The following is a 23,473-nucleotide window of genomic DNA, read 5'->3' as shown; positions in this document are numbered from 1 at the left end:
AATATACCCGGGTGTCCGGGTGTCCGATTCTAAGACTAGCGTGAGGCTTCACGAGAATCAACTGTCTGGAATAAAATTTTCCCCTAATGAAGAAAGGGCGGAGTAACCGCCCTTTCAATTCGCTTACAGTTTTTGACCGATTAGTAGCGTTCCAGCATCTTATCGATTTTTTCCTTCTCACCCATTCCGCGGGCTTCCTCTAGATGCGCAGACTCCCGCACATATTGGATGCGGTGCCATCCTACCCAGAAGATCACGCCGAGCACGACCATTAGAACCTCGGAGCCCTGAAAAGGATAAACGGGGCCAACTTCGGCCAAATCAACGGCCCAGTTTTCGTAGCCAATTGTAGACATTGTCGTTTCTCCTTATTTTGCTGCCAGGGCAGCTTTATCGGCTGCAATAATATCGGCTTTCGCGTCCTCGTAGGCGTGGTGCTCTGCGTAATCGAGGCCCATCAATTCAACCTCTTCAGGAATACGTAGCACACCTACTGCGGCTTGGATTTTCGCCAATGCCCAACCAGGTAAGAAGCCAAGCAATCCGAACATGATTACAGCGCCGATAGTTTGACCGATTGGATTGATTGTTGCGTAGCCTTCGTATGGTGACGATGGTGCGCCCCACAACATGAAGCCGGCAATGATAAGGCCAACGACACCTGAGTAACCGTGTACAGCAACCGCGCCAACTGCATCATCAAGTTTGAATTTGCGTTCAACCCAATAGTGCAGTTTGTAAACGATCACGACACCAATTGCGGCAACAAGCATCGCCTGAATTGGGTGGTATAGATCGTTGCCAGCTGAGGCTGTGATAATCCCGGCAAGTCCACCAGAGAATGTCCAGAATGCATCGCCTCTGGATACCACATAGGCTGCCATCAAACCTCCGGACAGTGACATCAGGAAGTTAAAGGTGATGGCTGACAGGGATGTCGGTGCAAGATAGATGTTTGTTGCCGTCCAGGTTGTTCCAACAATCTGGCCATCGATAACCTCTGGTGAAATCGCAGGTACGTTACACGCAGCATAGAAACCCCAGAATCCGGTGTAGATCAGAAAGATCCCGATCGTAAGCATCCATGGATTGTGTGGTGGGATATCGCGCGGTGTGCCGTCTGAAGCAAATTTTCCAAGACGTGGTCCAAGCACCATGATCACACCTAGGGCATAGCCACCGGCGATGGCGTGGATAACACCTGATGCGTAGGCATCATGATAACCCAAAACCTTGACCATCCAACCATCATAGTGCCAGCCCCACGCTGCATCAATGATCCACCAAACTGAACCGATCATGACTGCGTGCAGCCACAGAGCGGATGATCGGATACGTTCAATTACCGAACCTGATACAATCGAAGCCGCCGTCCATGAGAACAACAGGAACGCCGCCCAGAACACACCAGTGATGCGGTCTTGCAGGTTTGTACCCATATTTTCAGACCACGGTGCATACGGTGCCCCGGCTTCGGTGCTGATGCCGCCCATGCCCGGAAAGGCATTTGGGAAAGCCCAGTAAATCCACCAGCCAAAGAAGAAGAACGTTACCGTGACCAATGGAATGATCATTACGTTCTTCATCAAGGTGTGCATATGGTTGCGCCGTCTGCTGGCGCCGACTTCATACATGCAGAATCCCACATGGATGAGGAACATGAAAACAACTGTGACCCAGTAATAGAACTCGGTAAACACCGTTGTCAGTGCATTGAGATTTCCGTCCACGATTTCCCTCCCTAGTTTTTATCGCGTTTCCAACAGGTGACATTTCACCCAAGGGAAATAATGTTTAATACTGGGGATAAATTGAGGCTTCTGTCAACGTTTTGTTGCTAGCCTCTAAAATTTGAGGGCAAAGGCCATTCATAATTATAGGCAGTCTTTCCGACAGTCCTTTGCTACGCTCGAAAATGTCTCACGGGCGGCGGAATCAGAGTGATGTCTCGCGAATTCAGGCCGGATTGAGGATTTCATTTGGGTGAAAAATATGCCTGAAAGGAAAAAAATATGAATGAGAGTATTGATTTTTGCGTTCAGATTTGCCTGTATTAGGAAAACACAATACGAAAATCAGCAAGGAGGGATAGCGCATGGCTATCATCTGGAGAACATCAGCACTGTCGCAACGGCATGCCGAAATTGGCGGAGAGCTGGAAGATTGGAACGGAATGGGGACCGCGTGGTTCTATGACCATTCCCCTGAACGAGCAGAAGCCGACTATACAGCGATTCGCACCAAGGCGGGTCTGATGGATGTTTCCGGACTGAAGAAAGTCCACGTGGTGGGCGAGCATGCTGCGCAAGTGATTGACCGTGTCACCACTCGGAATGTTGAAAAAATCATGCCCGGACGGTCGACCTACGCCTCGATCCTGAATGAAGAAGGCAAGTTCATTGATGACTGCATCATCTACCGCTTGTCGGTGAACACTTGGTTGGTTGTGCATGGCACTGGTGCCGGCATGGAGCAGCTTACAGCAGTGGCTGCGGGTAAAAACTGCGCTGTGATTTTTGACGATAACCTGCATGACATGTCGCTGCAGGGTCCCGTGGCCGTGGACTTCCTTGCCAAACATGTGCCAGGCATCCGCGATCTGGCCTACTTCGGCATCATGCAGACCAAGCTGTTTGGCTGCCCGGTGATGATTTCACGCACAGGTTACACTGGTGAGCGCGGATACGAGATTTTCTGTCAGGCTAAAGATGCCATTCACCTGTGGGACAGCATTCTATCTGATGGTTCTGATATGGGCATCACTCCGGTGCAGTTCTCAACCCTTGATCTGTTGCGGACTGAAAGCTATCTCCTGTTCTATCCCGGCGATAACTCGGAAACCTATCCGTTTGACGATGAGCCATGCGGCGACACTCTTTGGGAACTGGGCCTTGAGTTCACCGTTTCCCCGGGCAAGACGGGCTTTATCGGTGCCGAGAATCACTATGCCGCCCAAGGCAAGGAGCGCTTCAAAATCTACGGCGTCGTGCTTGAAGGGGTCACACCCGCAGATGAGGGAGCAACGCTGCTGCAAGATGGCAAGGAAGTTGGTGTCGTGACATTTGGCATGTACTCATCTGTTAACAAGCACAACGTAGGTATCTCGCGGATGCCAGTTGAGTGCGCGAAACCGGGCACCAAGCTGACGGTACGCAACGGTGACGGTACAGAAATCGCCTGCACCGCCGAAGAGATGCCATTCTACGATCAAGACAAATCGATCCGCACCGCAAAGGGCTGATCTGAACAAAGGGCATCCCGCGCGGGTGCCCTTTTCATTTCAAGTGTGGAAGGACCAAAGGAAGCAATGTCGATATTCAAATTTCCGGAAAGTATTACAAGCCGCCCGGTTTACGGAACGCTGGAGCCCCGCAAAGGCCCGGCTCATTTGATGATAGCAGATGCTGAAGGTGCAGAAGCCATTCTAGACCTTGCCAAGCAAGACGCCGAATTGGTGGCGAATGCACATATCATTTATATCCCGAAGGGGACGGGCGAGACATTTGTCGAAAAGTTGCAAGCGTTGAAGCCGCGGCAATTGCATGTCAGCCCCAGTTACGAGGCGTCTCTGCAACGTTTGCGTAAGGTGCTGGAAGACGCACATATGGGTCTTCAGGTTTATCTAACCGGGACCGAGGGCCTAATGGGCCAAGCCCAGAACGAAGCGATGGCGGCCGGCATCCCTCACACGTCCATTCAACAGGAACATCGTGGATCCATTGCACGCCGCATGCAATGTGTACACTGCAAAGGCATCACCGAAGATGTGATGACCGATCCGTTCGTTTGTTCGCATTGCGGCCTAAACCTGTTTGTGCGCGATCACTATTCGCGCCGTCTGGCGGCATTTCAAGGGGTTTGCATTGATGCAGAAGACCCCGGAAATGTGCCCGAATCAGTGGAGCTTTACAAATGAGTGCAGCACCCCAAAAAGCTAAAGCTGGCGCTGAAAAGATCAAAGTTATCGTCGATGCTGTTGTACCGCTGAACGATCTGGTCACGCGTTTTGAATTCAAGCGCCGCGATGGTGGCGCATTCCCGACCTTCTCTGGCGGTGCGCATACCGTTGTGGAGATGCAGGACGGCGATATCACGCGTCTGAATCCTTACTCATTGATGAGCGACCCGTCAGATACCTCGAAGTATTGCATCTCGGTGCGGCGCGATGACGAAGGCCGTGGTGGGTCTCTGTTTATGCACCGGAACGTCAAGGTTGGTGATGAGATGACGCTGACCTATCCGGTAAACCTGTTTTCGCTGGATCTGCGGGCTAAGAAACATGTGTTTTTGGCCGGTGGCATCGGGATCACGCCATTCAAGGCAATGATCGCACAGCTTGAGCGCCTCAATGGCAATTGGGAGCTGCATTATGCCTGCCGTTCCGAGGCTTTGGCAACCTACGCGGCTGATCTGACAGAACATTATCCCAACAACGTGCATATTTACTATGATGACCAGAAGCAGGCGATTGATCTTGATGGCCTGTTGGCTGGCCAGCCCTTGGGCACGCATATCTATATTTGCGGACCGGCTGGCATGATCAATTGGGTACACAACACAGCCGAAGCGGCAGGATGGCCATCGGATAATGTGCATTCCGAGGAATTTTTGGCCCCTCAACCTGGCAAGCCATTTCAAGTACGCCTGTGCAAGTCGGACAAGGTGATTGAAGTTGGCGAGCACGAAAGCCTTCTTGAAGCAATTGAACGTGCGGGTGTTGAAGCGCCCTTCCTTTGCCGGGGTGGCGCCTGCGGCCAATGCGAAACCGATGTGGTCGAATTCGATGGTGAGTTCATTCACCGTGATCACTGGCTTGAGCCCGAAGATCACGAAAGTGGCAAGAAAATCATGCCCTGCGTCAGCCGTTTCATCGGCAAATCGCTGGTTCTGGACCGATAGGGAAACAAGATGACAATACAGTTTAACAACGAGACCTTCCGCGACGACTATTCCTTCAAGAACTCGGACCGTGCGATCGCACGCTTTCCGTTCCCGTTCCACGAAGACAGCTACATGTATTCGGTGAATATGGAGCAACACCGAGGCGGGCCAGAAGGCTCGGTTTACGAAATGCGCTTTGACGTTGACGAGCACTATGTCTCGGAAATGCAAGACCGGGCGATTGTGTTGGATCAGGACCCTTTGCGCTGCCAGTCGTTGCCTCATATGACATTAGCCGGTTGGGATCTGCTCGAGCTGATCATGGTGTCCAAGTCCGAGGATTATCCCGATCTGTTTGAGCTGCACCGCGACGGCAATACTTGGCGTTGGATCAACAAACCAATGGGCATTGATGATACGTTTACGTTCATGGATGAAAGCACTCTTCCTTATGGCCCGATGGAATACATTACGCGTCAGGCACAGGGTGATTTTGCTGTACTGGACCAGCGCGACGATATGTTGTGGATGGATGCCGGAATGGTGACCACGCAGGCGGATTGGTCGCTCGATTTCGACATCGGGATGAACTTTTTCGAATGGCATGCGCCTGTGCCGAAAGCGCATGAAATGGGGATCTTCAAGCGGGCACTGAAGTTTTTGCTGAACGTCCAGCAAGGTGCACCTGCACGGCGTTTGAATTGGACCATGACGGTGAATCCGCTGCTCGATACCAGCCCAGAAAATTATCACAAATGGGGTGTTCAGAAGACAGAGCTAACGCCAGAAAATATAGGCTCTAAACAGCATCTTCGGGTCGAACTACAGACCTTTTTCCGTCTGCCGCGGTCAAATGCGCTGGTCTTCCCGATCCGCTGTTATCTGATTGCATTTCAGGATATTGTTCGTACCCCTAAATGGGGCCGGCGTCTGCACCGGGTTATACGGGATCTTCCGGAAGAATTGGCGACCTACAAAGGGTTTATCGATAACCGCCCGATGATGTTGGATTACCTGGGCCAGTTTGACGATGGCCTGCCGACCAGCCCTGGTGTTTGGCCGGATAAGGATACAGAGCCAGCGCTGCATAAGTAATTGGATAGGCCGCCGTCAGGCGGCCATTTCTCTTAGACAGTAAGGGGTCGTAAAAACTGCCGGTCGTAACGGCGAATGCACTCCATCTTTTCCGCAAAAGCGAAAGCCTTTTGGCACTCCTCGTCGTCTTGGATTTTCAGGCGATATTGCTCGTATTCTGCCAACGATGGGAATGAAAACAAACACACAGCAAGGTCATTTGCGCTCTCATGCGGCAGATAATACCCATGATGTGTCCCACCAAACTTTTCAACCAACGGAATCCACATCCGGGCATATTCTTCGAATTCGTCAACTTTGGCTGGATTCAGCTCATAGTTCACATAGCAGGTGATCACAGTGTTCTCCTAAAGGTGCAGATTACTTATTCTGGGGATAGCTGATGATGGCAAGGTAGCGGATCGGCAGTTCAAGCAATTCTTCGGGCCCGTGCGGCGCATCAGAATCAAAGAAAAGCGTATCTCCGGCCCTTAACTCAAATAGCTCGTCGCCGTGACGATAATTTACAGCCCCTTCCAACATGTAAATCGTTTCAATCCCGCTGTGCTGAAACGTTTGGAACGTGTCGGATTCACTGGTCAGAGAAATCAGGTAGGGTTCAACAATGACGCCACTATCGTTTGAACCCACATGGCCCAGTAATTTGTATTGATGACCAGCGCGTGTCCCGGTGCCTTCAACCTCAACCCCTTCGCCGTCTTTGGTGTGCACACAAGTGCGTTGTTCCTCGTATTGGCGGAAAAATGAGGTCAGAGGAACCGACAGTGCATGCGCCAAGGTCTGCAGCGTTGTGAGCGATGGCGAAGTGTTACCGTTTTCAATCTTGGACACCATACCAATCGATAACCCGGTTAGCTTCGAAATGTCAGAAACGGTCATGTTCATCTGTTTGCGATAGGTTCGAATCTGGCGGCCAATGGCGATTTCGAGAACATTTTCGCGGTTTTCCCTCAGGGAATGCGGATCTTGCTGCGAAACGGGTTGGATGACAGGTGAGGGCATATGTTTTTAAGATACTCTTACGGCATTCAAATAATAGATGTGTTCCTCATTTATACACCAAATTATTCCTGATGGTAAATATGTGAGACTGTCGCACGGCAAAAAAACACCGCCCAAAACCTTGGGCGGTGTCTGGCGTTCAGCAGATTGTGGCGAATCAGGAACCGCTGATCTGCTTGGCCTTTTCAACCAGAACCTCAGCCTGACGGATCGATGCATAGTCGATCAGGCGGCCATCCAGCGAAACCGCGCCTTTACCTGCGGCTTCAGCTTCGGCCATGGCTTCCAGAATGCGCTTGGCTTTGGTGACTTCTGCCTCGGATGGGCTCATCACTTCATTGGCTAGGGCGATCTGGCTGGGGTGGATTGCCCACTTGCCTTCGCAGCCCAGCACAGCGGCGCGTTTTGCGGCGGCGCGGTAACCGTCAGCATCTTGGAAATCTCCGAATGGGCCGTCGATGGGACGCAAGCCATTGGCGCGCGCAGCGACTACCATACGGGCGAGCGCATAGTGCCACATGTCACCCCAATGCACGTCGCGGCTGCCGTCTTCGGCAGGGTCTGTCAGGACCGAATAATCCTGGTTCACACCACCGATAATTGTGGTCCGGGCGCGGGTGCTGGCAGCGTAGTCTGCCACCCCGAAATGGAGGCTTTCATTCCGCTTGGATGCGGCCGCAATTTCGCTGACATTTTGCATGCCCAAAGCGGTCTCGATGATGTGTTCAAAACCGATTCTTTTGCTGTAGCCCTTGGCGTCTTCGATCTGAGTCACCATCATATCGACGGCGTAAACATCGGCCGCTGTTCCGACCTTAGGGATCATGATCAGGTCCAAACGTTCGCCGGCTTGCTCAACAACATCGACCACATCACGGTACATGTAGTGTGTGTCGAGGCCGTTGATTCGCACTGACATGGATTTGTTGCCCCAGTCAATGTCGTTCAGAGCCTGAATAATGTTTTTGCGAGCCTGCTCTTTTTCGTCCGGTGCAACAGCATCTTCGAGGTCGAGGAAGATAACGTCAACGTCAGATTTTGCAGCCTTTTCAAACATTTGAGGCTGGCTTCCAGGAATGGCAAGTTCGCTGCGGTTAAGACGGCCGGGGGCCTGTTCGATGGCGTGGAAACTCATGGGCTCGGTGCTCCTTTGGGGCAATTCAGTTCACATGACGCCGAGAAAAATGGGGGAAATGACGCAAAGTCAAGACATTTTATTGCGCGACATTCTGTCTCATGGAAAGAATATTACCCCCTCGGATCACCATCACCCGCCCGCTTGGAATAGAAATAGGCAATCGCCTGAGCGCGATTCCGTACCGAGAGTTTTTCGTAAAGGTTGGAGAGGTGAAATTTAACCGTGTTGGTCGAGATCCCAAGCTCTTTTGACAGCTCTCGATTGGTCAGCCCTTTGGAGAGCGATTCCAGCATCTGCCGTTCTTTGCGCGACAAACTGTGCAGGGGGTCGTTTTTCAGCTCCCGAACATCGACAAATGGGAACACCATTTTGCCTGCGGCCACCTCGGCGCATGTGTCCAACAACGCCTTGGTTGGGGAAGAGCGGGCAACGAACCCGGCAGCGCCGACCGACATCGCCTGACGCGGCAGATCGCCGGTGCCATCGCCGTAGACAACCAGCCGTGGCGGATTGACCTGTTCACGAAGTACTTCGATCAGCCGGGCACCACCCAAGGCGGGCAGTTGCCAATCGATCACGCCAACCTGAATTGGGATCCGCATGGCGGTACCTAAAAATCCTTCTGCCGTGGCGGAAGTTGCGACCAGAGAGAATCGCGGGTCATCCTCAAAAATTTCGGACATGGCAGACAAAACTAGCGTGTTGCTATCAGCCAGCATGATGTCGATTTGACCACTGATTTCGGTAACCATATGATTTTACTCCTTGAATAAAGATATACCACCCATATGGGTGGTAATGGGGACGGAATACAATGGCATACTTACCAATCTGGGTAGGTACTGTCCCACCCTAATAGATACCCAAAAGCAGGATTAAGGGATGTTGTGAAAAATCTCAAGGATCGGTTTGGTAGTCGAACGATTTATAACTCCAAACTGATCAGGACACCTGAGCAATGAACGTACAAACCTTCCCACGCCTGGAAATTCCCAACACTCTGGCGGCCGGTCCTGGCCCCGGAAACACCGACCCACGTGTTTTGGAAGCGTTCGCAGCGGCGGGTGTTGCCGACCACATGCAGGGCGACGTTCTGCGCGGCATGGTCGAATGCAAGCACATGCTGCGTTCAATCTGGGGTACCAAAAACACATACACATTTGGTGTCGCCGGCACCGGTTGGAGCGCGTTGGATTCGATGTTCAGCGCCGTAATGCCTGGCGACACGGTTGTTGCGTTTTCAAACGGGACGTTCTCGGGCATTGACGCGCTGACGCTGCGGATCAAGGCCTCAACCCGCGAAGAATTGGCCGCAGATTCTCTGAGTCCAGCAGCCGCCAGCGTAACCGTTATCGAGGTGCCACACGGTAGCTCTGTCACCGGCGAGATTGTCGAGGCGGCGCTGGCTGAGCACAAACCAAAGTGGGCCTTCATGGCGCATTGGGAAACAGGCTCGGGCCGGATCAACGACTTGCGCGGCTTCTCGGATGCTTGCGAGCGCCACGGCGCGATGGGTTTGATCGACGCGGTTTCATCGCTGGGTGTCGAAGACTTCTCAATTGATGATTTCCCGGGTATCGCTGGTTGGGCCTCTTGTCCGCAAAAAGGCATTTGCTGCCTGCCACTGACCTACGCGCCTGTTAGCTTTACGGACCGCTACATCGAGAATCTGCGAGCCAACGGTGCCTACACCTTCGTACACAACCCGATCTTTGAAGCGCGCCATTGGGGTATCGTTGATGGGCAGGATGTCGAAAAGGGTACCTACCACCGCACCCATTCTGGCTATGCTGTGGCTGCGTTCCATGAATCCCTGCGCCTGACGCTCGAGGAAGGTCTGGCCAATCGGGCGGAGTCCTACAAAAAGCATGAACAGGTTTTGCGCGCAGCCATCGTTGCGATGGGCTGTGATGTGACCTCGAACATGACCAGCCTTGTTGTGTTTAACCTGCCTGAGGCCTTTGCGGGCCGCGAAATGGAGCTGGTGCAAGCTTGTCGCGCCGAAGGCTTTGGCATCTGGCCAACGTTGTCTGAACCTGTACAGGTGCGGATCGGTATTTTGAACCAGCTGACCCCCGCAGCGATCACTGAGATTGTTAACCGCTTTGCAGATGCGATGCGCCGTATGGGCGCCAATGTTGATCAGTCAGAAATCACTTCCCTGCTGGAAGGGCATTATGCCCAGATGCAGGCCGCATAACGGAAAAAACCAATGGATATTCACGAATATCAGGCGAAAGAACTCCTTTCCAACTTTGGCGTCAATGTACCTCCAGGCGCTTTGGCTTATAGCCCAGAACAAGCGGCATACCGCGCGCGCGAACTGGGTGGCGAAAAGTGGATCGTCAAGGCACAGGTTCACGCGGGTGGTCGCGGCAAGGCGGGTGGCGTTAAACTGTGCGACTCGGAAACCGAAATTCAGGAAGCTTGCGAAGAAATGTTCGGTCGCAAGCTGGTGACTCACCAGACTGGCCCCGAAGGTAAAGGCATCTACCGCGTTTATGTCGAAGGTGCGGTTCAGATTGATCGCGAAATTTACCTTGGCTTCGTGCTGGATCGCAGCAGTCAACGCATCATGATCGTCGCCAGTTCCGAAGGTGGCATGGAAATCGAAGAGATTTCGGCAGAACGCCCTGAATCTATCGTACGCTCCACTGTAGAACCAGCGGTGGGTCTGCAAGAATTCCAGGCCCGCGAAATTGCTTTCGCGTTGGGTTTGGAATCTGCGTTGACGCAGCAAATGGTGCGGACGCTACAAGGGTGCTATCGCGCCTTCACCGAGCTAGATGCCACTATGGTCGAAATTAACCCGCTGGTTATTACTGGCGACCGCCGTGTTGTTGCGCTTGACGCCAAGATGTCGTTCGATGACAACGCTTTGTTCCGCCACTCGGCCATTGCTGAATTGCGTGACAAAAGCCAGGAAGATCCACGCGAAGCACGCGCTGCTGATCGTGGCCTGTCTTATGTCGGGCTTGAGGGTAACATTGGCTGCATCGTGAACGGTGCCGGCTTGGCGATGGCCACGATGGACACCATCAAGCTGGCCGGGGGTGAGCCTGCGAACTTCCTTGATATTGGTGGCGGTGCGACGCCCGAGCGTGTGGCGAAAGCTTTCCGTCTGGTGATGTCTGACAGCAATGTTCAGGCGGTTTTGGTCAACATCTTTGCCGGGATCAACCGCTGCGACTGGGTTGCAGAGGGTGTGGTTCAGGCACTGAAAGAGGTGCAGGTCGATGTGCCGGTAATCGTACGCCTTGCCGGAACTAATGTTGAAGAGGGTCAAAAAATCCTCGCCAAATCCGGCCTGCCGATCATTCGGGCGACCACTTTGATGGAAGCAGCCGAACGCGCCGTTGGCGCATGGCAAAACGATCAGACACAAGCGACAACCGTGAGGGCGGTGTAATGAGCATTTTTCTGGATAAAGCGACACCCGTCATCGTTCAGGGCATCACTGGCAAGATGGCCAGGTTCCACACCAAGGACATGATCGAATATGGTACCAATGTTGTCGGCGGCGTTGTCCCCGGCAAAGGTGGCGAAGTTGTCGAAGGTATACCGGTTTTTGACACGGTCAAACAAGCGATCGAAGCAACCGGTGCTGAAGCATCACTGGTGTTCGTACCACCGCCATTTGCTGCAGATTCCATCATGGAAGCGGCGGATGCCGGCATACGGTATTGCGTCTGCATCACCGACGGTATCCCTGCGCAGGATATGATCAGGGTTAAGCGCTATATGTACCGCTATCCCAAGGACAAGCGTATGGTTCTGACCGGGCCAAACTGTGCGGGCACCATCAGCCCGGGCAAGGCGCTGTTGGGGATCATGCCGGGTCACATTTATCTTGAGGGCAACGTCGGCATCGTCGGTCGTTCGGGTACACTGGGGTATGAAGCCGCCGCCCAGCTCAAAGAGCGTGGGATTGGCGTTTCCACAAGCGTCGGTATCGGTGGCGATCCTATTAATGGGTCATCGTTTAAGGATATTCTGGCGCGCTTCCAGGAAGACGAAGATACAGATGTCATTTGCCTGATCGGTGAAATCGGCGGCCCGCAAGAGGCGGAAGCAGCGGAATATATCCGCGAGCACATTACCAAACCGGTTGTTGCTTATGTTGCAGGCCTGACCGCACCGAAGGGTCGGACCATGGGTCACGCGGGTGCGATCATCTCGGCCTTTGGCGAAAGCGCCAGTGAAAAGGTTGAAATTTTGTCTGCCGCTGGTGTGACGGTTGCCGAAAACCCCGCTGTTATCGGCGAAACCATTGCGCGTGTGATGGGCGAAGCGGCGTAAAGAAACACGGCTTATATATAGAGTGCGAGAACAAGGGCTTTGGCCCTTGTTTTCGTTTCTGCGCCTTTAGTGGTTTTTGAGTTCCCCTATGCACCGTCTTGCAAATCTCTGGATTGTATTCAATTTGAGGTGATGACGGATAATGACGCAGTTTTTGGACGCGAAACCTTCTTACCCGAGCAGGATTTACCAAAGGGCGATGTGCTGTTGTCTGACGGGCGGCGTATGGCAGGTGACTGGCAGGTTGGAAGCAGCACCTTTCAGCGCGAGTTTGGTTTCAAAAATGAGATCGACTACAAGCTGGCAATGATCGAAGCCGGCCGTGTGATGCAGCATGCGCATCTTGGGCTTCGAGAGCCTTCATTGACAGTTGAGGCCACCAAGCAGGTCTATGACACCTGCATCAAACGAGGTGCCAGAATTGACCGCTTCGGGATGTGTCTGGATTGGTCGATGGGGTATCCGCGTGATCAACGCAAGACGCGCCCGGGGGGTACCGGCATTTTATTGCAGGATGCGGAGGAATTTTGGCGACTGACACATTCCAGCCCAGCAGCCATGCATTTCGGTGACTTTATGTTGGGTTTTCCCGCAGCTGTTGAAAACACTTGTGCGGCTTTGGCGGCCGGGGCAACCACAATTGGCAATCTTGGGCAATATTTTACGTTTCGCCTCCCCGGTTATAATGACGATGTCGAAACCACGGCAGAAACAGTCAAAGCGCTTGGGTTGATCGCGGCACAGACTGTTCCGGTGCTGATTCACTCAAATCTGGATGACGGCTATGCCGCGATGTTTGAGGATCTGACCAGTGCTTTAGGGCAGGCAATCCTTGAGAAATATATTGTGACAGACCTAATCGGCGCATCTTATGCCGTGTGTTATGGTCATCATTTTACGGAACCTTTGACACGCATCGCCTTCCAGCGCGCTTTGTCCAAGATCAGCAATGGCTTGCCCGGGTCGCAGATTTATGGCGCAACCGTGCTTTATAAGGGAAATCACGCCGAAAACTATGCTGGGTTGTCGTCTTATCTGTTGGCAGATGTCATCGCGCAAAGGCTTAGGCCGACAGGGCATGCCGTGAACTCGGTGCCTGTTAGTGAAAATGAACGGATTCCTGATGCAACTGAGATTATCGATGCCCAGTTGCATTTGAAACGCATGGTGGAGTTGGCGGAAGGTTACGCCCCATTACTTGATCTTGAAAAGATCGATCAGATCGCTGCGACCTTGCTGATCGAAGGGCAGCGTTTTGCGGATCGCGTTCTGTTTGGTCTTAACGAGATTGGCGTCGATACTGCAGATCCGTTTGAACTGTTGTTGGTTCTAAGGCGCATGGGCGGACGAATGTTGGAGCAACGATTTGGCGGCGGGCTGCAGAAGGCAGAGCCAACGAGTCTGCGGCAGCCGGTTGTACCGGCCACCACCTACCGTGAAATTCAGGAAGAGGCTGATGAGTTTTTGAAATCCGATGCAGGTCGGGAACTTGCGGAGTTGGCCAAGATCCCAGTTCGGATTCTGACTGCAACCACTGACGTGCACGAGCATGGAAAAAAGCTGTTGGATTCAGTGTTTGCCAAGGCTGGGTTTGATGTCGTGGATGGAGGTATTTCAAGTGATCCGGACCATGTCGTTTCCCTTGCCCAACAAAACAATGCCGATGTGATCGCGTTGAGCACCTATAACGGGGTTGCCCTTCGCTATATCAAGCAGTTGTTGGCCGAGATGGAGCAAGCAGGCCTAGATCTGCCGGTCCTGATCGGCGGGCGGTTGAATGAAATTCCTGATGGGAGCAACACCAGCCTTCCGGTCGATGTTTCGAAAAAGCTGGTTGAGTGTGGCGTGATGCCCTGCACTGATCTTGAGGGGGCCTGCCGAAACCTGCAGGTTTTGTTCCGGGGTTCCAGGCGGATATAGTTCAGATCGAAAAGTGATGTTTATCAGTGTCAGAGATTGCTCTTGGTATCTCTTCCCTGTCTAGTGGGGGCATGATTTCTTGGAGCAATGATCAAGGTTATGTTACGCGCACATATGGCAACGTTTCCGCCAAGGCAGGACATTATGTGGGATACGATCCACAGCATCGCCCCCCAAGTGGACAGGTTGTTTTTGTGTTTGAACGAATACACTGAAATACCGGCAGCGTTGAACAGGTTTCCCAATGTTGAGCCGTTGATTCCTGATAAGGACTTAATGGACGCTGGAAAATTTGCCTTTCCAGCTGAGAAGGATGATGTCGTTTTTACGATTGATGACGATATCATCTATCCCAAGGACTATATTGAACGCATGCTGCAATTCGCGGACAAGGTCGATTTAGAGCAAAACTCGATCGGGTATCAGGCCCATGCATGGGTTTTCAAGAAGCGCTTCGGTAAACACGGCTGGCGCAATTTTCTGTTTGGAAAAGAATGTAAGAAAATAATCAAGGTTGATGTCTTGGGGACGGGCACGGTTTGCGCCATGGGAAAGAACATGCCTTCGCTTGATGACATGATCACAAGCGCAGGCTTTGTCGACTTCAGGTTTTCACGACATCAGATCAAGTGTGGAGTAAATATGTGGACCCTTCCGCGAGATGAGGGGTATGTGCAAGGAAACCTTCCCGATGAATTATGGGAAAGTTCCCTGTTTCAGACCGTCAATCGCCAACGCGCGCCTGGAATGCAAATTGAAATGCGGAAGCTCATGCAGGAAGTTCAGCCTAATGCCGGGCGGCCTTGGGAAAAGCTCCAGTAATTTACCCGTATAGTGGAGATGTCAGAGGGTTGTCGGAGCGCTTGTGCCTGAACAGCGCCTTACAGCTCCAATGAAACCCACAATACCTTTGCGTTTTCTTCGCTGGTTGAAACACACCCATGGCCCATGCTGCTGTCATAATAGACAGAGTCACCCGCTTTCATTGGTAGAGGGCGATAATGTTCAGTGTAGAGTGTCAGTTCGCCGCTGATTACATACATGAACTCTTCGCCGCTGTGGCGCACCCAGCTGTCAAATTCGGTTACGTCGCGAGCTTTGATCGTGCTGATATATGGCAGCATGCGTTTGCTGGTAAGCTCTGTGCATAGTAGTTCATGATCATAGGTCTTCGTGACCTGATGCTCACCCTGATCGCTTTTGGTGTAGTCACGGCGGCCTGAAATCCCGGTTTGGGACGACTGAACAAACAACTGTGGTGTTTTCAGATTCAGTGTCTGCATTAGGCGGCGGATGATTTCAAAACTGGGCTTGGTTTGGTTGTTTTCGATCTTTGACAAAGTAGAACGGCCAATAGCCGCCGCCTTGGCTGTTTCTTCCAGTGTCAGGCCCATGTCTTTGCGGGCGTCGCGAATCATTTTTCCCAAGATTTCCCCGTCAGGCGCCTCAATTACTTCTCCGGCGATGACGATTTCTTCGGGCTGGACTGGCTCCATTTAGCGAATTCTCCTTATGTTTTCTTGTATTAGCACTGTGTGCCAGTGTCGTCAAAATCTCCCTTTGATAAAATTTGTTGATCGAGAGGGAAAAGTTTCCTATAGGGAACAAAGATTCGCATTAAGGGTCAGATATGACGTTTTTCGAATACTATGCATGGGAGGGGATAAGGTGATCAAAAGCGGCCTTGCGGTGCTAAAAGGTGAGTTTGAGGGTTATGCCTCGACGACCTTAGCCCTTCTGTCTGAGACAAAACCCCCGGTTCCTCAAAAGCCTTCCGCGCGTAAGGGAGAGACCCAATGACCGTTCAGCTGCGCCCCCGCCATCCGGAAAAGGCTAAGAAGGTCGATAGTGTCATCCCTCGTAAACCCGTATGGATTCGCAAGAAGAAGGTCGAGAGCGCAGAGTACTATGAAACCCGACGCCTGATGCGGGATCACAATCTGACAACGGTCTGCGAAGAGGCCGCTTGCCCAAATATCGGTGAATGCTGGTCCAAGCGCCACGCCACCATGATGATCATGGGCGAGGTCTGTACCCGTGGCTGTGCCTTTTGCAATGTCATGACAGGGCGTCCTGACGCACTGGATGCATTTGAGCCAGGCAGGGTGGCCGCTGCCGTAAAGAAGTTGGGCCTGCGGCATGTTGTGATTACATCTGTTGACCGGGATGACCTGGCAGATGGTGGTGCGGAACACATCGCGCAAACCATTCGCGCAGTGCGTCATCAGAACCCGGATACGACGATCGAAGTGCTGACGCCAGATTTCCTTGGCAAGGGAGGCGCGGCGAAAATAGTGTTTGATTCTACCCCGGATGTGTTCAACCATAACTTGGAAACTGTGCCCCATCTCTACCTCACGGTGCGTCCCGGTGCGCGATACTATAATTCACTACGTTTGCTGGATGACGCAAAAACTGCTAATCCTCAGATGTTTACAAAATCAGGGCTGATGGTCGGTATGGGAGAATCTCTTAATGACATCCGCCAGGTCATGGATGACCTGCGCGCCGCAAACGTGGATTTCCTGACCATTGGCCAATACCTGCAGCCAACCCCAAAACATCACCCGATTGACCGGTTTTGGTCACCCGAAGAATTTAACCAGTTGGAACGTATCGCACGCTCCAAAGGGTTTCTAGGCGTGTCGGCAACACCGCTGACACGCTCTTCGTTCCACGCGGACGAAGATTTTGCCGCTCTCAAAGTAGCCCGTCAACAGGCATTGGCTGCGAGAGCATAATATAACGTAGTGGGAGGGAAACCATGGAAGCGTTAAACACGAAAGTTCCACAGAAAAACCGACAAGGCAGGTGCGACTCCTGCCTGTCCATAGATGCAATCGCATCTATTCATGAATTGCATCTGGAGGTTTGAAGATGGGTTTTCTTGAAAATTTATTTGGCCTAATCGGCGATCTGACTTGGGGCTGGGCATTGATCCCATTCCTCGTTATTTTCGGTGTTTTTCTCACCATTGGTACTGGTTTCGTACAGTTCCGGTATTTCAAACGGATGTTCCGGGTTCTGTCCGGCAGCAATCAAACATCTGATCCAAATGCGATTTCTGCACGTGAGGCGTTGTTTGTCTCCATTGGTGGTCGTGTTGGAGGTGGGAACATCGCAGGTGTTGCCGTTGCCATTACACTTGGTGGGCCAGGAGCGGTCTTCTGGATGTGGGCGATTGCCATCGTTGGCATGGCGACCAGCCTTGTAGAGTGTACGTTGGCGCAGGTATTCAAGCGCCGTGAGGAAGACGGCACCTTCCGTGGCGGTCCTGCGCGTATGATCATTTATGGTTTGGGTACACAATATCGTTGGTTGGCCGTTTTGTATGCGATCTGTCTGATCGCGGCCTTTGGGATCGGCTTCCCTGCGTTCCAGGGTAATACCGTTGCGGGCGCGGCTGAGAACTCGTTTGGCCTGAGCCGTTATATCACAGGCGCTGTTTTAACGATTGGTACCGGATATATCGTCTTTGGCGGTATCCATCGTATCGCGAAGGCATCGGACATTATCGTTCCGGTCATGGCGCTTGGCTACATTGCCATGGCGGTCATTGTGATTGTTTTGAACATTGGTGACATTCCGGGCGCATTTGCATCGATCTTCGCGAATGCATTTGGCTTCCAAGAAGCAGTCGGTGGCGGTATGGGTGCAGCAATTGCACAGGGTCTGCGCCGTGGTCTGTTCTCGAACGAAGCCGGTTTGGGTTCGGCACCAAACGTTGCGGCAACCGCTGACGTACGCCACCCGATTAGTCAGGGTATCACGCAGTCTTTCTCGGTTTTCATCGATACGATCATTATCTGTACCTGTACTGCCCTGATGATCCTGGTCAGCGATGTTTATCAGCCAGGTGCTGACATCGATGGTGTTGTGCTGACACAAAATGCTTTGGCTGACAGCCTAGGCGATTGGACTGGTAAGTTTCTGACCATTGCTGTTTTGCTGTTTGCTTTCAGCTCGATCATCTACAATTACTATCTGGGGGAAAACGCGATTTCGTTTTTGAGTGAAAACAAATCTGCGATTTTCGGGTTCAAGCTCGCACTGATGGCAATTGTTTTCCTGGGTGCAGTCGCACCAGGAGCAACTGCAGTGTTCTTCTTCTCGGATCCGATGATGGGTGTCCTTGCGCTTGTAAACCTTTTGGCCCTTATGATGCTGTTCCCGATCCTAGGTCGTGTTTTGCGCGACTTTGATGAGCAGTTGAAATCCGGTGTAGACCGCCCAGTTTTCGATCCGACTCAATTTCCGGATCTGGACCTGGATCACACTGCTTGGGATAAACCCAAAGAAGACTGATAAAATCTGATCAGGTGCCCTGTGTCAGGGCGCCTGATCCCCCACACCAAAGCCGGGAAAGTCATCGATTATGATCAAAGCGATTCCACCTGCAGAATATACGAAATGACGTACTCGAAAGAGCCGCAGTGAATCGATCATCTTCTGCCTAAGTCAAAAAAGACTTCCTGAATTTCGAAATTGGACCAAACCTTGCAGGTGTCAAACGCAACGCGCATTGTGAGGGTATGGTGGTCCGGAACTGAGTGTTTGAAACATAAAGAAAGGCATCTGTCATGACTGACGCGCCCAAACGCACTCCGCTTTATGATCTGCACGTCGAGCTTGGCGGCAAGATCGTTGACTTCGCCGGATGGGAGATGCCTGTCCAATACCCCATGGGCATCATGGGGGAACATAAACATTGCCGCGAAAAGGCTGCCCTTTTTGACGTGAGCCACATGGGACAGGTGATCCTGCGTGGTGAAAACGTTGGTGAAAAGCTCGAGGGGCTGTGTCCGCAGGCTTATGCCACTCTCAAAGAAGGTAAAGCGCGTTACGGCTTTTTCACGAATGCCGAAGGCGGCATCATGGACGACCTAATTGTCTCGAACGCTGGTGACCACTTCTTTGTTGTTGTGAATGCCGCGCTGCGCCACCAAGACATCCCACACATGAAAGCCAACCTCGATGGTGTCGAAGTCACCGAAATCTTTGATCGTGCACTGGTTGCTGTTCAAGGACCGAAGGCCGAAGACGTTGTGGGTGAGTTGTGTCCAGCGGCGCGCGAGATGAAGTTCATGGAAACCATCGTCGCTGACATCGCTGGTGTTGAATGTCGTATTTCACGTCTGGGTTACACCGGCGAGGATGGATACGAGATTTCGATCCCGGAAGACAAAGCCATCGAAGTGTCGCGTGCCTTCCTTGCACATGATGATTGTGAGCCTGCCGGCCTTGGCGCACGTGACAGTCTGCGTCTCGAAGCTGGTCTGTGTCTCTATGGGAATGACATCGATCAATCGACCTCGCCGATCGAGGCAAGCTTGTCCTGGGCGATTCAGAAGCGCCGCAAGGAGGAAGGTGGTTTCCCAGGTGCCGAGCGCGTTCAGCGTGAACTGGCCCAAGGGGCTGCGCGTAAACTGGTTGGCATCAAGCCAGAAGGTCGCGCACCGGCCCGTACCGGTGTCGAGGTGCAGTGCACCGAAGGCAACGCCATCGGCGAGATCACATCGGGCGTCTTTGGCCCAACTTTTGGTGGCCCCGTTGCAATGGGCTACGTTTCCGCCGGTCACGGCGAGCCGGGTGAAAAGGTCAATCTGATCATCCGTGGAAAACCACAGGCGGCTGAAATTGTATCGCTGCCGTTCGTACAGCAAAACTACAAACGCTAAGTTGGAGACTAAGCTATGAGCACTTACTATTCAGAAGACCACGAGTGGATCACAGTCGAAGGTGACACAGCCACCATCGGTATCACTCAGCACGCCGCGGACCAACTGGGCGATGTTGTATTTGTCGAAATGAAAGAACCGGACGACGAGTTTGAAAAAGGCGATGACATTGGCGTCATTGAATCCGTTAAAGCTGCGTCCGAGATCTATGCTCCTCTGGACGGTGTCATCGTTGAAGCCAACGAAGCACTGGCCGACAACCCTGGTGCCCTGAATGAGAGCCCGGAAGGTGACTCGTGGATCTACAAGATTAAGCTGAGCGATAGCTCGCAGCTTGAAGATCTGATGGATGCAGACGGCTACAAAGCCCTGATCGGTTGATATCAATACCCTGCCGGATCTGCTCCGGCAGGGGTAACGCTCTGACTAAGGACCGCGCACATGGCCTTTAAACTCACTGACTACGAAGCCTACGACTTTGCCAATCGCCGCCACATTGGCCCCTCTGTTCAAGAGATGGCTGACATGCTGCAGGTGATCGGCTTCAAAACGCTTGATGAACTGATTGACGCAACTGTTCCGCCGTCGATCCGCCAGAAAGAGCCGCTGGATTGGGGTCCTGCGATGACGGAACGCGATGCGCTGTTCCACATGAAAAAGATCGCGAAAAAGAACAAGGTTCTGACGTCACTGATCGGTCAGGGCTATCATGGCACCACCACGCCAGCGCCGATCCTGCGCAATATTCTGGAAAACCCGGCATGGTATACGGCTTACACGCCGTATCAGCCTGAAATTTCTCAGGGTCGCCTTGAAGCGCTGCTGAACTTCCAAACCATGGTCAGCGATCTGACAGGTCTCGACATTGCCAACGCCTCGTTGTTGGACGAAGCGACTGCGGCTGCGGAGGCCATGACCATGGCAAAACGTGGCGGACGCTCCAAAGCGAACAATGCTGCCTTCTTTGTCGATAAAAACTGCCACCCGCAAACCATCGCAGTGATCAAAACCCGAGCCGAACCTCTGGGCGTGGATATCGTGGTTGCTGATCCCGACGAGCTGGAAGCAGAAGCTGTCTTTGGCGCGATCTTCCAGTATCCCGGCACTCACGGCCACGTGCGTGATTTCACCAAGGAAATTGCGGCACTGCATGAAAACAAAGGCATCGCCATTGTCGCGGCTGACATCCTGTCACTGGCGCTGCTGAAATCACCCGGTGAAATGGGGGCCGACATTGCCATTGGTTCCACCCAGCGTTTTGGCGTTCCGATGGGGTATGGTGGCCCACACGCGGCTTATATGGCGACAACGGACAAGCTCAAGCGCTCTATGCCGGGCCGTATCATCGGTGTCTCCATCGACAGCCGTGGCAATAAGGCCTATCGTCTGTCGCTGCAAACCCGCGAACAGCACATCCGCCGTGAAAAGGCGAACTCGAACGTTTGTACCGCTCAGGCGTTGCTGGCGGTTATAGCATCGATGTATGCGGTTTATCACGGCCCAGATGGCATCAAGGCGATTGCCCAGTCGGTGCACCGGAAAACTTCGCGCATGGCAGACACGCTGGAGCAGCATGGCTTCAAAGTGGAACCAGAGGTGTTCTTTGACACCATCACCGTTGAAGTTGGTCACTTGCAAAAGGTCGTCATGGAGGCGGCTGTTTCCCGCGGTATCAACCTGCGCAAAGTGGGTGACGACAGGGTCGGCATCTCTCTAGACGAACAAACCCGCCCTGAAACCATCGAGGCAGTTTGGGCTGCGTTTGGCATCGACCAGAAAGATGACAGCAAGAAGAACCGCCACTATCGTTTGCCCGATTATGCGCTGCGGGAAAGCGAGTATTTGACACACCCGATCTTCCACAAGAACCGGGCCGAGGCAGAGATCACCCGCTACATGCGCCGACTGGCCGACCGCGATCTAGCGCTTGATCGTGCGATGATCCCGCTGGGATCGTGCACCATGAAGCTGAACGCAACCATCGAGATGATCCCGGTCACGTGGCCCGAGTTCGGCGACATGCACCCATTTGTTCCAGGAGATCAGGCGCAGGGTTATCACGAGATGATCGCCGACCTGAACGACAAACTGTGTCAGATCACCGGTTACGACGCAATCAGCCAACAGCCGAACTCAGGTGCGCAGGGCGAATATGCCGGTCTATTGACCATTCGCAGCTATCACGCCTCGCGGGGGGAAGGGCACCGCAACATCTGCTTGATCCCCACTTCCGCTCACGGAACCAACCCCGCTTCGGCACAAATGGTTGGATATAAGGTTGTTCCAGTTAACTCGGATGACAAAGGCAATATTGATGTCGCTGACTTCCGGGCCAAAGCTGAGAAACACTCAAGCGATCTTGCGGCCTGCATGATCACCTACCCGTCGACCCATGGTGTATTTGAGGAGACCGTTCAAGAGGTTTGCCAGATCACGCATGATCACGGTGGGCAGGTGTATATCGATGGCGCGAATATGAACGCCATGGTTGGTCTGGCGCAGCCGGGTAAGATTGGCGGGGACGTCAGCCACTTGAACCTGCACAAGACCTTCTGCATTCCGCACGGTGGGGGCGGCCCCGGCATGGGTCCAATCGGTGTCAAAGCACACCTTGAGGAGCACCTGCCAGGTCACCCAGAATACGGTACAGCGGTCGGTCCGGTTTCGGCGGCACCGTTTGGATCACCTTCGATCCTGCCAGTGAGCTGGGCCTATGTCCTGCTTATGGGCGGCGCCGGTCTGACGCAGGCAACCAAGGTGGCAATTCTGAACGCCAACTACATCGCCGCACGTCTGAAAGATGCCTACCCGATCCTCTACACGTCCGAGACTGGCCGTGTGGCGCACGAGTGTATTCTCGACACCCGACCATTGGATGCCGAGGGTAACATCTCGGTTGATGATGTAGCTAAGCGCTTGGTAGATAGTGGTTTTCACGCGCCAACCATGTCCTGGCCGGTGGCCGGAACGCTGATGGTGGAGCCGACAGAATCCGAGCCTCAGGACGAACTGGATCGCTTCTGTGATGCGATGCTGTCGATCCGGGCCGAAGCACAGCAGGTGATCGATGGCACCATTGATGCAGAGAACAACCCGCTGAAAAATGCGCCACACACCGTGCGCGATCTGGTTGGTGATTGGGATCGTCCCTACACTCGCGAGCAGGCTTGTTTCCCTCCCGGTTCACTGGGTGTTGATAAGTACTGGGCGCCGGTCAACCGGGTCGACAACGCTTATGGCGACCGTCACCTGATTTGTACCTGCCCACCGATGTCAGAGTACGAAGAAGAAGCTGCAGAATAACCTCCTGATCGGCCCTGTCTGATGTTCAGCAGGGCCGGTTCAACTGCTGATCCGGTGGGGACGTAGAGACCTCTGCCGGATTTTTCCCGCCCTTGTGGCGGGCTTTTTTTATGTACGACTTGTACAACTTGTACGCGGGTTTTGTACGAAACTCGGA

At 53.0% G+C, this 23,473-nt stretch carries 21 protein-coding genes; 14 read left to right on the top strand and 7 right to left on the bottom strand.

The features are described 5' to 3' along the window. Nucleotides 1–140: 140 nt before the first annotated feature. Together ROA7450_RS14585 and ROA7450_RS14580 are read right to left on the bottom strand one after the other, a co-directional pair. The gene (locus ROA7450_RS14585; RefSeq protein WP_085806584.1) at nucleotides 141–356 is read right to left on the bottom strand and encodes a hypothetical protein; all 216 of its coding nucleotides are present in this window, start codon (nucleotides 354–356) and stop codon (nucleotides 141–143) included. Between the two features lie 12 nt (nucleotides 357–368). Continuing rightward, the gene (locus ROA7450_RS14580) at nucleotides 369–1,730 is read right to left on the bottom strand and encodes an ammonium transporter (RefSeq protein WP_085806583.1); all 1,362 of its coding nucleotides are present in this window, start codon (nucleotides 1,728–1,730) and stop codon (nucleotides 369–371) included. Nucleotides 1,731–2,095: 365 nt separating this feature from the next. Here ROA7450_RS14580 and ROA7450_RS14575 point away from each other — a divergent pair, with 365 nt between their 5' ends. The 4 genes from ROA7450_RS14575 (at nucleotide 2,096) to ROA7450_RS14560 (ending at nucleotide 5,976) form a co-directional block, all read left to right on the top strand. After that, nucleotides 2,096–3,241, top strand: coding sequence for an aminomethyl transferase family protein (locus ROA7450_RS14575; protein WP_085806582.1), 1,146 nt, complete (start codon nucleotides 2,096–2,098; stop codon nucleotides 3,239–3,241). Between the two features lie 66 nt (nucleotides 3,242–3,307). Then, nucleotides 3,308–3,916 (top strand): dimethylamine monooxygenase subunit DmmA, encoded by a 609-nt coding sequence (gene dmmA, locus ROA7450_RS14570; RefSeq protein WP_085806581.1) that lies wholly within the window; start codon nucleotides 3,308–3,310, stop codon nucleotides 3,914–3,916. Then, a complete protein-coding gene (locus ROA7450_RS14565) occupies nucleotides 3,913–4,899 on the top strand; it encodes a PDR/VanB family oxidoreductase (protein ID WP_085806580.1) in 987 nt (328 codons plus the stop codon). Before dmmA ends, ROA7450_RS14565 begins: the two co-directional genes overlap by 4 nt. A 9-nt stretch (nucleotides 4,900–4,908) precedes the next feature. Further along, on the top strand, nucleotides 4,909–5,976 hold the full coding sequence (locus ROA7450_RS14560; protein WP_085806579.1) for a heme-dependent oxidative N-demethylase family protein: 1,068 nt from the start codon (nucleotides 4,909–4,911) through the stop codon (nucleotides 5,974–5,976). Nucleotides 5,977–6,008: 32 nt separating this feature from the next. Here the strand turns inward: ROA7450_RS14560 and ROA7450_RS14555 are convergent, their stop codons facing one another. The 4 genes from ROA7450_RS14555 to ROA7450_RS14540 form a co-directional block, all read right to left on the bottom strand. Further along, entirely contained in the window at nucleotides 6,009–6,314 is a 306-nt protein-coding gene (locus ROA7450_RS14555; RefSeq protein WP_085806578.1) for an NIPSNAP family protein, read from the bottom strand. Between the two features lie 22 nt (nucleotides 6,315–6,336). After that, entirely contained in the window at nucleotides 6,337–6,978 is a 642-nt protein-coding gene (locus tag ROA7450_RS14550; RefSeq protein WP_085806577.1) for a helix-turn-helix domain-containing protein, read from the bottom strand. Between the two features lie 157 nt (nucleotides 6,979–7,135). Next, complete coding sequence (locus ROA7450_RS14545; RefSeq protein WP_085806576.1) at nucleotides 7,136–8,113, bottom strand: HpcH/HpaI aldolase/citrate lyase family protein; 978 nt, start codon at nucleotides 8,111–8,113, stop codon at nucleotides 7,136–7,138. A 113-nt stretch (nucleotides 8,114–8,226) separates the two neighbouring features. Beyond that, nucleotides 8,227–8,868 (bottom strand): response regulator transcription factor, encoded by a 642-nt coding sequence (locus tag ROA7450_RS14540; RefSeq protein ID WP_234999534.1) that lies wholly within the window; start codon nucleotides 8,866–8,868, stop codon nucleotides 8,227–8,229. A gap of 206 nt (nucleotides 8,869–9,074) precedes the next feature. Here ROA7450_RS14540 and ROA7450_RS14535 point away from each other — a divergent pair, with 206 nt between their 5' ends. The 5 genes from ROA7450_RS14535 to ROA7450_RS14515 all read left to right on the top strand — a co-directional run bounded on the left by ROA7450_RS14535 (nucleotide 9,075) and on the right by ROA7450_RS14515 (nucleotide 15,157). After that, on the top strand, nucleotides 9,075–10,316 hold the full coding sequence (locus ROA7450_RS14535) for a pyridoxal-phosphate-dependent aminotransferase family protein (protein WP_085806575.1): 1,242 nt from the start codon (nucleotides 9,075–9,077) through the stop codon (nucleotides 10,314–10,316). 12 nt (nucleotides 10,317–10,328) lie between these two features. Beyond that, the gene (locus ROA7450_RS14530) at nucleotides 10,329–11,525 is read left to right on the top strand and encodes a malate--CoA ligase subunit beta (protein ID WP_085806574.1); all 1,197 of its coding nucleotides are present in this window, start codon (nucleotides 10,329–10,331) and stop codon (nucleotides 11,523–11,525) included. After that, nucleotides 11,525–12,415, top strand: coding sequence for a succinate--CoA ligase subunit alpha (sucD, locus tag ROA7450_RS14525; RefSeq protein WP_085806573.1), 891 nt, complete (start codon nucleotides 11,525–11,527; stop codon nucleotides 12,413–12,415). Before ROA7450_RS14530 ends, sucD begins: the two co-directional genes overlap by 1 nt. Nucleotides 12,416–12,547: 132 nt before the next feature. Beyond that, nucleotides 12,548–14,335, top strand: coding sequence for a cobalamin-dependent protein (locus tag ROA7450_RS14520; protein ID WP_143534466.1), 1,788 nt, complete (start codon nucleotides 12,548–12,550; stop codon nucleotides 14,333–14,335). 87 nt (nucleotides 14,336–14,422) lie between these two features. Then, nucleotides 14,423–15,157, top strand: coding sequence for a glycosyltransferase family protein (locus ROA7450_RS14515; RefSeq protein WP_085806571.1), 735 nt, complete (start codon nucleotides 14,423–14,425; stop codon nucleotides 15,155–15,157). Between the two features lie 59 nt (nucleotides 15,158–15,216). Here the strand turns inward: ROA7450_RS14515 and ROA7450_RS14510 are convergent, their stop codons facing one another. Then, nucleotides 15,217–15,831 (bottom strand): helix-turn-helix domain-containing protein, encoded by a 615-nt coding sequence (locus tag ROA7450_RS14510; RefSeq protein WP_085806570.1) that lies wholly within the window; start codon nucleotides 15,829–15,831, stop codon nucleotides 15,217–15,219. 300 nt (nucleotides 15,832–16,131) lie between these two features. On the opposite strand from ROA7450_RS14510, the gene lipA reads away from it, so the two are divergent. The 5 genes from lipA (at nucleotide 16,132) to gcvP (ending at nucleotide 23,316) form a co-directional block, all read left to right on the top strand. Continuing rightward, entirely contained in the window at nucleotides 16,132–17,076 is a 945-nt protein-coding gene (gene lipA, locus ROA7450_RS14505) for a lipoyl synthase (RefSeq protein ID WP_085806569.1), read from the top strand. Nucleotides 17,077–17,212: 136 nt separating this feature from the next. Beyond that, complete coding sequence (locus ROA7450_RS14500) at nucleotides 17,213–18,640, top strand: alanine/glycine:cation symporter family protein (RefSeq protein WP_085806568.1); 1,428 nt, start codon at nucleotides 17,213–17,215, stop codon at nucleotides 18,638–18,640. Between the two features lie 275 nt (nucleotides 18,641–18,915). Continuing rightward, complete coding sequence (gene gcvT / locus ROA7450_RS14495) at nucleotides 18,916–20,013, top strand: glycine cleavage system aminomethyltransferase GcvT (RefSeq protein WP_085806567.1); 1,098 nt, start codon at nucleotides 18,916–18,918, stop codon at nucleotides 20,011–20,013. Between the two features lie 15 nt (nucleotides 20,014–20,028). Continuing rightward, the gene (gene gcvH / locus ROA7450_RS14490) at nucleotides 20,029–20,394 is read left to right on the top strand and encodes a glycine cleavage system protein GcvH (RefSeq protein WP_085806566.1); all 366 of its coding nucleotides are present in this window, start codon (nucleotides 20,029–20,031) and stop codon (nucleotides 20,392–20,394) included. 60 nt (nucleotides 20,395–20,454) lie between these two features. Then, nucleotides 20,455–23,316, top strand: coding sequence for an aminomethyl-transferring glycine dehydrogenase (gcvP, locus tag ROA7450_RS14485; protein WP_085806565.1), 2,862 nt, complete (start codon nucleotides 20,455–20,457; stop codon nucleotides 23,314–23,316). Nucleotides 23,317–23,473: the final 157 nt, after the last annotated feature.

It is taken from the genome of Roseovarius albus (assembly GCF_900172335.1).
GTDB classification, from domain to species: Bacteria; Pseudomonadota; Alphaproteobacteria; order Rhodobacterales; family Rhodobacteraceae; genus Roseovarius; species Roseovarius albus.
Note: the sequence above shows the minus strand (reverse complement) of the source record. Positions and strands in the feature narration are given on the sequence as shown.

Coding starts and splice junctions, on each gene's coding strand:
- ROA7450_RS14585 (WP_085806584.1), bottom strand. CDS start 356: ATGTCTACAATTGGCTACGAAAACTGGGCCGTTGATTTGGCCGAAGTT.
- ROA7450_RS14575 (WP_085806582.1), top strand. CDS start 2,096: ATGGCTATCATCTGGAGAACATCAGCACTGTCGCAACGGCATGCCGAA.
- dmmA (WP_085806581.1), top strand. CDS start 3,308: ATGTCGATATTCAAATTTCCGGAAAGTATTACAAGCCGCCCGGTTTAC.
- ROA7450_RS14565 (WP_085806580.1), top strand. CDS start 3,913: ATGAGTGCAGCACCCCAAAAAGCTAAAGCTGGCGCTGAAAAGATCAAA.
- ROA7450_RS14560 (WP_085806579.1), top strand. CDS start 4,909: ATGACAATACAGTTTAACAACGAGACCTTCCGCGACGACTATTCCTTC.
- ROA7450_RS14550 (WP_085806577.1), bottom strand. CDS start 6,978: ATGCCCTCACCTGTCATCCAACCCGTTTCGCAGCAAGATCCGCATTCC.
- ROA7450_RS14545 (WP_085806576.1), bottom strand. CDS start 8,113: ATGAGTTTCCACGCCATCGAACAGGCCCCCGGCCGTCTTAACCGCAGC.
- ROA7450_RS14540 (WP_234999534.1), bottom strand. CDS start 8,868: ATGGTTACCGAAATCAGTGGTCAAATCGACATCATGCTGGCTGATAGC.
- ROA7450_RS14535 (WP_085806575.1), top strand. CDS start 9,075: ATGAACGTACAAACCTTCCCACGCCTGGAAATTCCCAACACTCTGGCG.
- ROA7450_RS14530 (WP_085806574.1), top strand. CDS start 10,329: ATGGATATTCACGAATATCAGGCGAAAGAACTCCTTTCCAACTTTGGC.
- sucD (WP_085806573.1), top strand. CDS start 11,525: ATGAGCATTTTTCTGGATAAAGCGACACCCGTCATCGTTCAGGGCATC.
- ROA7450_RS14520 (WP_143534466.1), top strand. CDS start 12,548: ATGACGGATAATGACGCAGTTTTTGGACGCGAAACCTTCTTACCCGAG.
- ROA7450_RS14515 (WP_085806571.1), top strand. CDS start 14,423: ATGATCAAGGTTATGTTACGCGCACATATGGCAACGTTTCCGCCAAGG.
- ROA7450_RS14510 (WP_085806570.1), bottom strand. CDS start 15,831: ATGGAGCCAGTCCAGCCCGAAGAAATCGTCATCGCCGGAGAAGTAATT.
- lipA (WP_085806569.1), top strand. CDS start 16,132: ATGACCGTTCAGCTGCGCCCCCGCCATCCGGAAAAGGCTAAGAAGGTC.
- ROA7450_RS14500 (WP_085806568.1), top strand. CDS start 17,213: ATGGGTTTTCTTGAAAATTTATTTGGCCTAATCGGCGATCTGACTTGG.
- gcvT (WP_085806567.1), top strand. CDS start 18,916: ATGACTGACGCGCCCAAACGCACTCCGCTTTATGATCTGCACGTCGAG.
- gcvH (WP_085806566.1), top strand. CDS start 20,029: ATGAGCACTTACTATTCAGAAGACCACGAGTGGATCACAGTCGAAGGT.
- gcvP (WP_085806565.1), top strand. CDS start 20,455: ATGGCCTTTAAACTCACTGACTACGAAGCCTACGACTTTGCCAATCGC.